This window comes from Enterobacter sp. N5-15 (assembly GCF_057221635.1).
This window is the reverse complement of record NZ_CM170150.1, coordinates 4537377-4550629: the sequence shown is the minus strand read 5'-3', so window position 1 is coordinate 4550629 and position 13253 is coordinate 4537377. Positions and strand designations below refer to the sequence as shown.

The window sequence follows — 13253 nt, the reverse complement described above, 5'->3', positions numbered from 1 at the left end:
TGTGTTTTGTCTGCCAAAAGGGTTTTGTATGTCTGCTGCTCATCTCGGTTTCCCGACGGAAACCGTTGTTGTCTTTGTGGTGATGGCCGTTGGGGCGATGTTTATCGACCTCTTTATGCACCGTCACGATAAACCTGTCTCGCTGAAAAGCGCGGCGATGTGGTCCATTTTCTGGGTCATGATGGCGATGGCCTTCGCCGGATTCCTGTATGTTCACCACGGCGCCGAGATGGCGAGCCTGTTCCTCACCGGCTATGCGCTGGAAGAGGTGCTCTCCGTCGACAACCTGTTTGTGATGATGGCGATCTTCGCCTGGTTCGGCGTGCCGGATAAGTACCGTCACCGCGTGCTTTACTGGGGCGTGCTGGGGGCGATTGTCTTCCGCGGCATCTTTGTGGCGATTGGGACAAGCCTGTTAAGCCTGGGGCCGTACGTTGAGGTGATTTTCGCGCTGGTCGTCGGCTGGACGGCGGTGATGATGCTCAGGCGCAATGAAGAGAGCGACGAAGTGGAAGATTACTCGGGTCATCTCGCCTATCGCCTGGTGAAGCGCTTTTATCCGGTCTGGCCGAAAATCAGCAGCAACGCCTTTATTCTGACGCAGAAAGAGGTGGATGCGGAGCTGGAGAAGCCGGAAAACCAGGACGTGATGGTTGGTCGCGTGAAGAAGGCAAAGCGCTATGCGACGCCGCTGCTGCTTTGCGTGGCCGTCGTCGAGCTTTCTGACGTGATGTTCGCGTTTGACTCCGTGCCGGCCATTATTGCCGTGAGCCGCGAACCGCTGATTATCTACAGCGCCATGATGTTCGCCATTCTCGGCCTGCGTACGCTTTACTTCGTGCTGGAGGCGCTGAAGCAGTATCTGGTGCACCTCGAGAAAGCCGTGGTGCTGCTGCTATTCTTCGTGGCGTTCAAGCTGGGGTTAAATGCCACCGACCACTTCTGGCACCACGGCTACAGCATTGGCGCGACGGCCAGCCTGTTTGTGGTATTAGGCGTGCTGGCGCTGGGGATTATTGCGAGCGTGATGTTCCCGGGGAAACGTACTGCCTGATGCATCGCTTTTCTCCCTCTCCCTGTGGGAGAGGGCCGGGGTGAGGGCACCAGACCGCACCTAACCCTTAATCGGTGAATTCCGGCGCTTGCGCGGGTGATGGAAGTGCCGCCAGTGCGGATCCTGCGCCGCCGCCAGCAGCTCGTGGTCGCCGCGGGTGTCTCCCCAGGCGCGCAGGTGATAGGCGTTCAGATCGCCATACACTTTTTCCAGCCTTGCCACCTTCTGGGCGCAGCGGCAGTTATTGCCCGTGATGCGCCCCGTCAGCTTGCCGTCTTTCACTTCCAGCTGCGTGCCAATCAGCTTAATGCCGAGCTTATCCGCCCACGGCTGGAGCACCAGCGCCGGGGACGCGGAACAGATGGTTACCTCCGCACCGGAATTTACCTCTGCCGCCACCGCCAGAACCCCTTCGGGACGCATCAGCTTGTTCCAGTATTTTTCGCAAAAGGCTTCCGCCTGCTGGCGCAGCCAGTGTTCATCCACGCCCGTCAGGAACGTTTTAATCAGCACTTCCTTCAGCTCATCGCGCGTCAGCTTGCGACGCACGCAGTGGAGCGTGGGCAGCGCCATACGCACCAGGCGGCCCGCGAAGTAACGTTTACCGAAGGCAAAACGCAGGAAAGGAATAAAGCTGTCGTGGTGCGTTAATGTCCCGTCAAAGTCAAAGACAGAGAGCACGCTGGATTTTGCCACCGTCTCGTCGGCAATCATATTGGTCATAAATACGTCTTAGCTGAAATACACATTCTGCGGATCAGTTTACCTGCTTTACCTCGACAGTCCTTATATCACCACCATTTTTTTCTCGAACTTGCGATCTCAAAGTGAGTCCATTTTTGGCCTCGATAAGGATTGGTGAAAAAACGAACTGTCTATATTATCGCCACATCGCAAGATATTTCGGGGAACCATTGGGCCCCACAGGTAAGGAAAAACTCACTCACTATTTCTTTCTTGATATGACACTTAGATCGCTTATTTCAATCCTCACGTTAAGTTTTGCATCGTTTTCTGCAATGAGTTTTCAACTTCCAGCGTCGATGTTATCGATGAACAGCGAGCTGGCACTATCACCGGCGAAATCTGCGCTGGTGCATCAGGAGACAGGCCCGCTGCGCTCGCGCATTCTCGATCAATACCAGAAGTGGAAAGGCACCCAGTACCAGTGGGGCGGAACCACGCATCGCGGGGTGGATTGCTCCGCGCTCGTGCAGCACCTGTTCACCGATGCGGCGCATCTTAATTTGCCGCGCACGACGAGTGAACAGATCCATCGCGGCGTGCAGGTCGCGCAATTTCGTCTGCAGGCGGGGGATTTGGTCTTCTTCCAGACCGGCCCCAACCGCAAGCACGTCGGCGTTTATATTGGCAATAGCCAGTTTATTCATGCCTCAAGCAGCCAGGGGGTAACGGTCTCAACCCTGACTGATGATTACTGGCAGGCGCACTACATTACCGCCCGGCGGATCGCAGGCAGTGCGGCCTAGCGTCAGATGATGTCATCCACGACGCCGCCGTCGACGCGAAGCGCCGCGCCCGAGGTGGCGGAGGCCTGTGGCGAACAGACATAAATCACCATATTGGCCACCTCTTCAACCGTGGCCGCGCGCTGGATAACCGAGCTGGGGCGGTTGGCCATCACAAACTCTTTCGCCAGCTGCTCCAGCGACTTGCCGGTTTTTTCGATTTCATCTTTCATCATCTCTGCGAAACCGTCTGACATCGTCGGGCCAGGCAGTACGCTGTTGACCGTCACGCCGCTTCCCGCCACGAACTTCGCCAGACCGCGCGCCAGCGAGAGCTGCGCCGTTTTGGTCACGCCGTAGTGGATCATATCCGCCGGGATATTGCAGGCCGACTCGGATGAGATAAACACCACGCGTCCCCAGCCTTTCTGCACCATACCCGGCAGCAGGGCGCGGGACAGACGCACGCCGGACATCACGTTGGTCTGCCAGTAGCGCTCCCAGGTCTCATCGTCGGTGGCATAGAAATCCTGCGGACCGTAAATCCCGGCGTTGTTGACCAGGATATCGACGTTATTCGCCACCTTCAGGAGCGATTCGACCCCTTCCGCCGTGCTGAGATCGGCAATCGCGGCGCGCACCTGCACGCCCGGCACCACCTGCTGTAGCTGCTGAATGCCTTTATTCACCGATTCCGTGCTGCGGCCATTGACGATCACTTCCGCACCGCTTTCTGCCAGACCTCTGGCAATGGCGAACCCGATCCCGCCGGTTGAGGCGGTCACCAGCGCCACTTTCCCCGCAAAGTCGATTTTCATCATCTGCTCCTTATCGTTTAAACGTTCGGACCTTAAAGCGTAGCAGGTGAGGATGACGGCTCCTGGCTAAAAAGGCGCAACAGCGTCTCAACCTGCTCATCAAGCGGGGCGAGGGAGCGCTTTACAATCAGGTGAAGCGGCGTTGCTCTGCGCGCACCGTGGCTCAGCGGCAGACGTTTCAGTACGCCTTGATCCAGCTGGGTCTGGATGCGTTCCTCTGGCAGCCAGCCGTAGCCGACCTGAGAGACGACGGCCTCAATGGCGGCATCGATGGTGGAGAAGGTCCACGACTCACCGGCAGCACGCGCGGCGGGCTGGCTGTCCGCAATCTGGATAAGCGGCCACGGGCGCAGCATCTCATCATTTAGCGGCGCGTCGAGGTGAAAGAGGGGATGCTGGTGATGGGCCACGGCAACAAAGTCGATATTCATCAGCCATTCGCCGAGCCCGGTAATGTCCTGGCGGCGGGTTAAGATCATCACATCGGCTTCGTCGTTAATGGCGTCGGCGCGGGTATTTTCCAGCACCTCGGTGAGACGGACCTGGGTTTGCGGATACTGCTGCTGGAACTGACGTAGAATGGCGAACAGGCGGCGGCGCGGGAAAATGGAGTCCACCACCAGATCCAACCGCGTGCGCATCCCGTTGCGAAGGGTCGCTGCGCGCGTCTCAACGTACGAAAACGCTTTCAGCAGCGGTTTAACCTGGTTGAGAAGCACTTCTCCGGCCGGGGTTAACACCGCCCGTCGCCCCTCCGGGACCAGCAGCGCCACGCCCAGCCGATCCTGCAGCAGCGACAGGTTATAGCTCACCGAGGACTGGCTGCGGTGGGTTTCTTCCGCGGCTTTGGCAAAGCTGCCCGCTTCCACGACTCGTTCCAGTAAAGACCATTGTTCCAGCGTCGTCTTGTGCATAATTTATCTAAAATTTGGATGAATTTGATTAAAACATAGCGTTATTCATTCATTTTTTGAAGGGGTACGATCGTCTCATCAAAACAAAGGAGACATCTTATGAACACCTTCGACAAACATGACTTAAGCGGCTTCGTTGGCAAACACCTTGTTTATACTTACGATAACGGCTGGAACTACGAGATTTATGTAAAAAATGAGACCACGCTTGATTACCGTATTCACAGCGGTCTCGTGGCCAACCGTTGGGTGAAAGATCAGCAGGCTTACATCGTGCGGGTAGGGGAAAGCATCTATAAAATTTCCTGGACCGAGCCAACCGGTACCGACGTCAGCCTGATCGTGAACCTGGGTGACAAACTGTTCCACGGCACTATCTTCTTCCCACGCTGGGTCATGAACAATCCGGAAAAAACTGTCTGCTTCCAGAACGACCATATTCCGCTGATGAATCGCTATCGCGATGCGGGCCCGGCGTATCCAACGGAAGTGATTGATGAATTTGCCACGATCACCTTTGTGCGCAACTGCGGTGCCAATAATGAAAGCGTTATCGCCTGCGCGGCCAGTGAATTGCCGAATGATTTTCCTGCTAATCTTAACTAAGCGCGACAGTTGAATGCGCGACAATTGATATTAATAGAAAGTTCCCGGAGGATGACGGAATTCCCCCCAAACCTCCGGGATTTTTATTTTGGTTGAGTATTCATTTACTTTTCTTATAATTTTAATGTAAACGAAATGAAATAGTAGAGTAATCGCTGTGAGTCCACCCACAAAAAACAAAAAAAATAGTTAGAATCACTATCTTGCTGTTGTAAAACGATTTTCTATTCTCTTCTATGTGCTGTTTCCCTTCTGCTTCTCGCCTGTCTTAATTTTTTCCTAAGAAAACGACGCTACTTTTGCTTCAGTTGATGGTTTGTTGACATAACGGGTATAGCGACTTAATTTTATTTGGTCTTTATTTAATAACCATCTTGCATGATCCCATTGAGCTGCCCATTACGACAGCGCAGTAAAAGATGACGCCTTTAATACAGCAAGGAAATTAATAATGAGTGATTTTCTGCCTTTTTCGCGACCGTCGATGGGCGCTGAGGAAATTGCGGCGCTTCAGGACGTTTTGATGTCGGGCTGGATCACCACGGGGCCTAAGAATCAGGAACTTGAAGAGGCATTCTGTCAACTTACCGGGAATCAGCATGCGATTGCCGTCTGTTCAGCCACCGCGGGTATGCACGTCACGCTGATGGCGCTGGATATTGGCCCGGGCGATGAAGTCATTACCCCCTCCCAGACCTGGGTGTCCACGCTGAATATGATCGTGTTGCTGGGTGCCACGCCTGTCATGATCGATGTGGACAAAGATACATTAATGGTGACGCCAAAAGCCGTTGAAGCCGCCATTACCCCACGTACCAAAGCCATTATTCCCGTTCATTATGCCGGTGCGCCGTGTGAAATCGACGCTATTCATGCCATCGGCGAACGTCACGGTATTCCGGTTATTGAAGATGCGGCCCATGCCGCCGGAACGTACTACAAGAACCGTCATGTGGGCTGGAAAGGGACGGCGATTTTTTCCTTCCACGCCATTAAAAATATGACCTGCGCGGAAGGGGGCTTAGTCGTCACGGATAATGCCCAGCTGGCGCAGCGGATCCGCAGTCTGAAATTCCATGGCCTGGGCGTAGATGCCTATGACCGCCAGACGCACGGTCGTGCGCCGCAGGCGGAAGTGATCGCGCCGGGCTATAAATACAACCTGGCAGACATCAACGCCGCGCTGGCGCTGGTGCAGTTAGGCAAGCTGAAAGAGGCCAACAGACGCCGCCAGGAAATCGCCGAACGCTACCTGCGGGAGCTTGCCGATACGCCGTTCCAGCCGCTCACCATTCCGTCATGGCCGCACGTGCACGCCTGGCACCTGTTTATTATTCGCGTTGATGAAGCGCGCTGTGGAATTTCCCGCGACAACCTGATGGCGGCGCTGAAAGAGAAAGGCATCGGTACCGGCCTCCACTTCCGCGCGGCGCACACCCAAAAATACTACCGCGAGCGTTTTCCTGATGTATCGCTCCCGAATTCTGAATGGAATAGCGCGCGTATTTGTTCCCTCCCTCTTTTCCCGGATATGACTCATGACGACACAACCCGTGTCATTACCGCACTCCATCAGCTTGCAGGACATTGATATGTTCAGTGCACCGCCTGTACAAAAAGTTTCCGTGGTCATCCCGGTTTATAACGAGCAGGAGAGCCTGCCCGAACTGATCCGCCGTACAACGGCCGCCTGCGACACGATGGGCAAGGCTTACGAAATTCTGCTGGTGGATGACGGCAGTAGCGATAATTCCGCGCTGATGCTGACCGAGGCCGCGCAGGCTGAAGGCAGCCACATTGTGGCCGTGCTGCTCAACCGCAACTACGGCCAACACTCGGCGATTATGGCGGGGTTTAGCCACGTCACGGGCGATCTGATCATCACCCTGGACGCTGACCTGCAAAACCCGCCGGAAGAGATCCCGCGCCTGGTCGCCAAAGCCGATGAAGGCTATGACGTGGTTGGCACCGTTCGCCAGAACCGTCAGGACAGCCTGTTCCGCAAGCTGGCCTCACGCACGATTAACCGACTGATTCAGCGCACGACCGGCAAAGCGATGGGCGATTACGGCTGCATGCTGCGCGCCTACCGCCGCCATATTGTCGACGCCATGCTGCATTGCCATGAGCGCAGCACCTTTATTCCGATCCTCGCCAACACCTTTGCCCGTAAGGCAACGGAAATTCCGGTTCTGCACGCCGAGCGCGAGCACGGGGAATCGAAGTATAGCTTTATGCGTCTCATCAACCTGATGTATGACCTCATCACCTGCCTGACCACTACACCGCTGCGTCTGCTGAGCGTTTTCGGCAGCATTATCGCCGTGGCCGGGTTTGCGCTGTCCGTCCTGCTGGTGGTACTGCGACTGGTCTTTGGCCCGCAGTGGGCGGCGGAAGGGGTCTTCATGCTCTTTGCCGTGCTGTTTATGTTCATCGGCGCCCAGTTTGTCGGGATGGGCCTCCTCGGTGAATACATTGGCCGAATTTATAACGATGTTCGCGCGCGTCCGCGCTACTTTATTCAACGTGTTGTCCGTCAGGAACACAAAGCATCTCAAGAGGAAATTCACCCATGAAAGCTGTTGTATTTGCCTATCACGATATGGGGTGCACGGGCACGCTGGCCCTGCTGGAAGCGGGCTATGACATTGCTGCAATCTTTACCCATCCGGACACGGCCGGAGAGAATAACTTTTTCGGCTCTGTGGCGCGTATCGCCGCCGAGCGTGGGATCCCGGTTTACGCGCCGGACGACGTAAACCACCCGCTGTGGGTGGATCGCATCCGCGCGCTCGCGCCTGACGTGATTTTCTCGTTCTACTATCGCAACCTGCTCTCCGACGAGATCTTGGGTCTGGCCGCAAAAGGCGCCTTTAATCTTCACGGCTCTCTGCTGCCTGCCTACCGTGGCCGCGCCCCGCTGAACTGGGCGCTGGTGAACGGTGAAACGGAAACGGGCGTGACGCTGCACCGCATGGTGCGCCGTGCGGATGCGGGCGCTATCGTGGCACAGCAGAAGGTCGCTATTGATGCGGACGAAACGGCGCTGCAGCTGCATCAAAAGCTGAATGCGACGGCGCAAACGCTGCTGCGTGATGCCCTTCCCGCCATCCTCAGCGGCACCTTCAGCGAGACCGCGCAGGATGAGAGCAAGGCAAGCATCTTTGGCCGCCGCGCGCCGGAAGATGGTCGTCTGGACTGGAACAAGCCCGCTCGCCAGCTGCACAACCTGGTGCGCGCCGTGACCGACCCGTGGCCGGGCGCATACAGCTTTGCTGGCGTAAGCAAATTTATCGTCTGGAAATCCCGCGTGCGTGACGACATCCCTGCCGCCAAACCGGGCACCGTCGTCTCTGTCTCTCCGCTGATTGTGAGCTGCGGCGAGCAGGCGCTGGAGATCGTCACCGGACAAACCGACAACGGCCTGTACGTTCAGGGCACGCAACTGGCGCAGTCTCTGGGTCTGGTGGCCGGGGCGCTGATCACTAGCGCGCCGGTTGTTGCCATCAAACGCCGTACCCGCGTGCTGATCCTCGGCGTGAACGGTTTTATCGGTAACCACCTGACTGAACGTCTGCTCAAAGACGATAACTATGAAATCTACGGTCTGGATATTGGCTCAGATGCGATCAGTCGTTTCCTCGGCAACCCGCGTTTCCACTTCGTGGAAGGGGACATCAGCATCCATTCCGAGTGGATCGAATACCATATTAAAAAATGCGACGTGGTGCTGCCGCTGGTCGCCATTGCCACCCCGATTGAGTACACCCGTAACCCGCTTCGCGTGTTCGAGCTGGACTTCGAAGAGAACCTGAAGATCATCCGTGACTGCGTGAAATACGACAAGCGCATCATCTTCCCGTCCACGTCCGAAGTGTACGGCATGTGTACCGATAAGAACTTCGATGAGGACACCTCCAACCTGGTGGTCGGGCCGATCAACAAACAGCGCTGGATTTACTCCGTCTCCAAACAGCTGCTGGACCGCGTGATTTGGGCCTACGGTGAGAAAGAGGGCCTGCGCTTTACCCTGTTCCGTCCGTTCAACTGGATGGGCCCGCGTCTGGATAACCTGAACGCGGCGCGTATCGGCAGCTCCCGTGCGATCACCCAGCTGATCCTGAACCTGGTGGAAGGCTCGCCAATCAAGCTTATCGAAGGCGGGAAACAGAAACGCTGCTTTACCGATATCAGCGACGGTATCGAAGCGCTGTTCCGCATCATCGAAAACAAAGATAACCGCTGCAACGGTGAAATCATCAACATCGGTAACCCGGACAACGAAGCGAGCATTCGCGAGCTGGCAGAGATGCTGCTGGCCAGCTTTGAACGCCATCCGCTGCGCGATAAATTCCCACCGTTTGCCGGTTTCCGCGAAGTGGAAAGCAGCAGCTACTACGGCAAAGGGTATCAGGACGTTGAGCACCGTAAGCCAAGCATCCGCAACGCGAAGCGCTGCCTGAACTGGACGCCGACGGTGAAGATGGAGCTGACCATTGATGAGACGCTCGATTTCTTCCTGCGCACCGTGGAGCTGTCGGAACAGGACTCATGAAAAAAGTCGGTTTACGCATTGATGTCGACACCTTCAGGGGAACGCGTGACGGCGTACCCAAACTGCTGGAACTGCTGAGCAAGCACGGTGTGCGTTCCAGCATTTTCTTCAGCGTGGGGCCTGACAACATGGGACGCCATTTATGGCGTCTGGTTAAACCGGCATTTCTGTTCAAAATGCTGCGCTCGCGCGCAGCATCCCTCTACGGCTGGGATATTTTGCTGGCCGGCACCGCCTGGCCCGGCAGACGCATCGGCGCGGGTAATGAAGCCGTTATCCGTGAGGCGGCGCAGCATCATGAGATCGGTCTGCACGCCTGGGATCACCATGCCTGGCAAGCCTGGGCTGGCGTCTGGGATATCCCGCGCCTGTCCCGTGAGGTCGAGCGTGGAATGCTGGAGCTGGAGGCGATTACCGGCCAGCCCGTGCGCTGCTCCGCCGTGGCGGGATGGCGTGCGGATCAGCGCGTCGTGAAAGCCAAAGAAGCCTTCGCGTTTCGCTACAACAGCGATTGCCGCGGAACCGGGCCCTTTTTGCCGCTGTTAGGCGAAAATCGCTACGGTACCGTGCAAATTCCGGTCACGCTTCCCACCTGGGATGAAGTGGTCGGGCGCGAGGTGAAGGCTGATGAGTTCAATCGCTACATTCTGGATCGCATCCATCGTGACGCCGGTACGCCGGTGTATACCATCCATGCCGAAGTGGAAGGGATTGCGTATCAGCATGATTTCGATGAACTGCTGACGATGGCCGCTCAGGAGGGCATTGAATTCTGCCCGTTGAGCGAGCTGCTGCCGGACGACCTCAGCACCCTGCCCGTGGGTAAAGTCGTACGCAATGAAATGGCTGGCCGGGAAGGCTGGCTTGGCTATCAACAAACCGTGAGTCCGGTCCCATGAAAACAGCCCGTTATGGCTTAGCGCTTCTCGCACTGTTTATCGTTTACTACCTCATTCCGGTCGATGTCCGTCTGCTTTGGCAGCCTGATGAAACGCGCTATGCGGAAATCAGTCGCGAAATGCTGGCATCCGGAGACTGGGTTGTCCCGCATTTTATGGGGCTGCGTTATTTTGAAAAACCGATTGCTGGCTACTGGATCAACAGTATCGGGCAGTTGTTGTTCGGGCACACGAACCTTGCCGTGCGCGCCGGGTCCATATTCTCCACCGGGGTAGCGGCGCTGCTGGTCATCTGGATGGCCTGGCGTCTCTGGCGAGATAAGCGGACAGCCATTTTCGCCGGTCTTATCTTCCTGACCCTGTTCCTGGTGTATGGCATCGGCACGTATGCGGTGCTGGATCCTATCATCACCCTGTGGCTGGTGGCGGCGATGTGCAGCTTCTGGCTGGCGTCACAGGCCCAAACCGTTGCCGGAAAAGCGGGTGGCTATGTGCTGCTTGGGCTGGCCTGCGGGATGGGGGTGATGACCAAAGGCTTCCTGGCGCTGGCGGTACCGGTGATTGGCGTGCTGCCGTGGGTAATTGCCCAGAAGCGCTGGAAAGAGGTGCTGATTTTTGGCTGGCTCGCGATCCTGAGCTGCGTGCTGATTGTTCTGCCGTGGGCGCTGGCCATTGCGCAGCGTGAGCCTGATTTCTGGCGTTACTTCTTCTGGGTTGAGCATATTCAGCGTTTTGCCCAGAGCGACGCGCAGCACAAAGCCCCGTTCTGGTACTACATACCGTTCCTGATTGCGGGCAGCCTGCCGTGGCTTGCGCTTTTGCCCGGCGCGTTTCGTCTCGGCTGGAATGACAGACAAAACGCGGGTGGCGGGTTCTATCTGCTGGGTTGGGTGGTGATGCCGCTGCTGTTCTTCAGCATCGCCAAAGGCAAGCTGCCGACCTATATCCTGCCGTGCTTTGCCCCGCTGGCTATCCTGATGGCGCGCTATGCCTGCCTCGCGGCGGAGAAAGGCGCCAAAGCGTTACGCATTAACGGCGGGATTAACCTGGCGTTTGGCGTTATCGGCGTGGTGGCGGCGCTGGTGGTCTCGCCGTGGGGACTGTCGAAGCATCCGGTCTGGACGTCGGTTGAACTGTATAAAGTCTTCTGTGCGGTGGTGGCGTTCCTTATCTGGGCGGCGGTAGGCTGGTTTACGCTCAGGCAGAGTCAGCAGCGCTGGTGGCTGGCGGCACTGTGCCCCGCAGGGCTGGCGCTGCTGATTGGTTTTGCCATTCCAAACATGGTGGTGGATTCCAAACAGCCGCAGTCGCTGGTGGATACCGTGCGCGAGCCGCTGCAGGAGAGTCGGTTCATCCTTGCCGATAACGTTGGGATCGCGTCCGGTATTGCCTGGGAGCTGAAGCGTAATGACATCACGCTCTTTGGTCAGACGGGCGAGCTGCGCTACGGGCTGGATTATCCGGACGTGAAAGATCGTTTTGTCAGTAAAGATGATTTTGCACAATGGCTGGCGGAGCATCGTCAGCAGGGCCGCGTGTCGCTGGTGCTCCTGCTGTCGAAACACGACGACATTACGCAGTCTAACCTGCCGAAACCGGACAGCCTGTATATCCAGGGCCGTCTGGCCTACCTGCAGTATCTGCCGAAGTGATGACCTGGATCTGGCTGATACTGGCAAGCTTGCTCAGCTGCGCGGGGCAGCTGTGTCAGAAACAAGCCACCCGTCCGGCGAAAGCCGGGCGGCGTGGGGCGCATATCGCGCTGTGGCTGGGTCTGGCACTGCTGGCGCTGGGGAGTGGCATGCTGGTCTGGCTGGTAGTCCTGCAACGCCTGCCCGTCGGCATTGCCTACCCCATGCTGAGCCTCAATTTTGTCTGGGTGACGCTGGCGGCGAAGGCATTCTGGCGTGAGAACGTCGCGCCGCATCACTGGCTGGGGGTGGGGTTCATCATCATTGGGATTATTGTCCTGGGAGGGAGCCTGTGAAAGGAGCGTTCTGGGCATTATGCAGCGTGCTGTTAGTCAGCGCGGCGCAGCTGTTGCTGCGCGAGGCCATGCAGGCATTGCCACCGGTCAGTGAGATCCTGGTGTTTGTTTCCGCGCTGTGGCACTTCTCGTCCGGCACCGGTGCGCTGATGCTGGGGTTGATGGGGTACGTGGCCTCGATGGGCTGCTGGTATCTGGCGCTGCACCGTATGGCGCTCAGCAAAGCCTATGCCCTGCTGAGCCTCAGCTATATTCTGGTATGGGGCGCCGCGATCCTGCTGCCGGGCTGGGAGGAGCGTTTCTCCTGGCACGGGCTGGTGGGCGTCGGGTTTATTATTCTGGGTGTGTTAGTGATTTTTCTGCCCCGAACGTCCCAACGTGAATAATCGACTCGTTGGTCAGGGTATAAGGGGTCGATGTGCAGACGGCAAGGCTCAGCGAGCCGACCTGTAGCTGACTGACCGCGTGCGTCTGCGCGGTGCTGTCGATGCTGACAATCTGCCAGGCGCTGCCGCCACGCTGTTTCACAATCGCTTCTTTCCGCGTCCAGATACGCCAGAACGCGGAAAGCCGTTCCTCGGGCGCTTCACGCTCCAGCTCATCATGCTCGGTCATGCTGAATACCGCATTAGCCAGCGCCTGCCAGTTTTTCCTCGGGCGAATCACTTCGATATCACAGCCGACTTCGCCTTCATCGCTCATCAGCAGGGCGATATCGTCACCGCTGTGGCTCAGGTTGAACCACAGCGGATCCCCCTTCGCAAAGGCCGGTTTGCCCTGCTCGCCGTAAATGATGTCGGGAAGCGGGCGAGGGGATAGCGTTCTGGCGAGCAGCGTCCTCCCGGCCAGCCAGGAGGCCTGTCGGGCGCCCTGAGGTGCCCTGTCTGCGAGCGTTGACGCCAGCGGGTCCGCGCAAAGAGTGGAGATTTTTCCCAGTACAAACTGGTACAT

Annotated in this window: 14 protein-coding genes; 10 read left to right on the top strand and 4 right to left on the bottom strand. The window is 57.2% G+C overall.

The features are described 5' to 3' along the window. The first annotated feature begins 28 nt into the window (after nt 1–28). Nucleotides 29–1054, top strand: coding sequence for a TerC/Alx family metal homeostasis membrane protein (locus AC2TE5_RS21600; RefSeq protein WP_023333744.1), 1026 nt, complete (start codon nt 29–31; stop codon nt 1052–1054). Between the two features lie 60 nt (nt 1055–1114). Here the strand turns inward: AC2TE5_RS21600 and AC2TE5_RS21595 are convergent, their stop codons facing one another. After that, on the bottom strand, nt 1115–1777 hold the full coding sequence (locus AC2TE5_RS21595; RefSeq protein ID WP_014885577.1) for an HAD family hydrolase: 663 nt from the start codon (nt 1775–1777) through the stop codon (nt 1115–1117). Between the two features lie 296 nt (nt 1778–2073). On the opposite strand from AC2TE5_RS21595, the gene AC2TE5_RS21590 reads away from it, so the two are divergent. Continuing rightward, on the top strand, nt 2074–2544 hold the full coding sequence (locus AC2TE5_RS21590) for an NlpC/P60 family protein (RefSeq protein ID WP_484612338.1): 471 nt from the start codon (nt 2074–2076) through the stop codon (nt 2542–2544). A 2-nt stretch (nt 2545–2546) separates the two neighbouring features. Here the strand turns inward: AC2TE5_RS21590 and AC2TE5_RS21585 are convergent, their stop codons facing one another. Together AC2TE5_RS21585 and AC2TE5_RS21580 are read right to left on the bottom strand one after the other, a co-directional pair. Then, nucleotides 2547–3341 carry an SDR family NAD(P)-dependent oxidoreductase gene (locus AC2TE5_RS21585; RefSeq protein WP_047646797.1) on the bottom strand — a complete coding sequence of 265 codons (795 nt, stop codon included), beginning with the start codon at nt 3339–3341 and terminating at the stop codon, nt 2547–2549. Nucleotides 3342–3373: 32 nt separating this feature from the next. After that, complete coding sequence (locus AC2TE5_RS21580) at nt 3374–4255, bottom strand: LysR family transcriptional regulator (protein ID WP_484612337.1); 882 nt, start codon at nt 4253–4255, stop codon at nt 3374–3376. Nucleotides 4256–4354: 99 nt separating this feature from the next. On the opposite strand from AC2TE5_RS21580, the gene AC2TE5_RS21575 reads away from it, so the two are divergent. The 8 genes from AC2TE5_RS21575 (at nt 4355) to arnF (ending at nt 12688) form a co-directional block, all read left to right on the top strand. After that, the gene (locus tag AC2TE5_RS21575) at nt 4355–4861 is read left to right on the top strand and encodes a phenolic acid decarboxylase (protein ID WP_484612336.1); all 507 of its coding nucleotides are present in this window, start codon (nt 4355–4357) and stop codon (nt 4859–4861) included. Between the two features lie 451 nt (nt 4862–5312). Then, nucleotides 5313–6452, top strand: coding sequence for a UDP-4-amino-4-deoxy-L-arabinose aminotransferase (gene arnB / locus AC2TE5_RS21570; protein ID WP_484612335.1), 1140 nt, complete (start codon nt 5313–5315; stop codon nt 6450–6452). 1 nt (nt 6453) lies between these two features. Beyond that, the gene (gene arnC, locus AC2TE5_RS21565) at nt 6454–7437 is read left to right on the top strand and encodes an undecaprenyl-phosphate 4-deoxy-4-formamido-L-arabinose transferase (RefSeq protein ID WP_023333737.1); all 984 of its coding nucleotides are present in this window, start codon (nt 6454–6456) and stop codon (nt 7435–7437) included. After that, the gene (arnA, locus tag AC2TE5_RS21560) at nt 7434–9416 is read left to right on the top strand and encodes a bifunctional UDP-4-amino-4-deoxy-L-arabinose formyltransferase/UDP-glucuronic acid oxidase ArnA (RefSeq protein ID WP_484612334.1); all 1983 of its coding nucleotides are present in this window, start codon (nt 7434–7436) and stop codon (nt 9414–9416) included. The genes arnC and arnA overlap by 4 nt, the downstream gene beginning before the upstream one ends. Continuing rightward, the gene (gene arnD, locus AC2TE5_RS21555; RefSeq protein WP_484612333.1) at nt 9413–10315 is read left to right on the top strand and encodes a 4-deoxy-4-formamido-L-arabinose-phosphoundecaprenol deformylase; all 903 of its coding nucleotides are present in this window, start codon (nt 9413–9415) and stop codon (nt 10313–10315) included. Before arnA ends, arnD begins: the two co-directional genes overlap by 4 nt. Beyond that, nucleotides 10312–11967, top strand: coding sequence for a lipid IV(A) 4-amino-4-deoxy-L-arabinosyltransferase (arnT, locus tag AC2TE5_RS21550; protein WP_484612332.1), 1656 nt, complete (start codon nt 10312–10314; stop codon nt 11965–11967). The genes arnD and arnT overlap by 4 nt, the downstream gene beginning before the upstream one ends. Continuing rightward, complete coding sequence (gene arnE / locus AC2TE5_RS21545; protein WP_047345702.1) at nt 11967–12302, top strand: 4-amino-4-deoxy-L-arabinose-phosphoundecaprenol flippase subunit ArnE; 336 nt, start codon at nt 11967–11969, stop codon at nt 12300–12302. Before arnT ends, arnE begins: the two co-directional genes overlap by 1 nt. Beyond that, nucleotides 12299–12688 carry a 4-amino-4-deoxy-L-arabinose-phosphoundecaprenol flippase subunit ArnF gene (gene arnF, locus AC2TE5_RS21540; RefSeq protein WP_479424111.1) on the top strand — a complete coding sequence of 130 codons (390 nt, stop codon included), beginning with the start codon at nt 12299–12301 and terminating at the stop codon, nt 12686–12688. Before arnE ends, arnF begins: the two co-directional genes overlap by 4 nt. On the opposite strand, the gene acpT is transcribed toward arnF, so the two are convergent. Then, nucleotides 12636–13253, bottom strand: a complete 618-nt coding sequence (acpT, locus tag AC2TE5_RS21535) for a 4'-phosphopantetheinyl transferase AcpT (protein ID WP_484612331.1) — start codon at nt 13251–13253, stop codon at nt 12636–12638. The genes arnF and acpT overlap by 53 nt on opposite strands.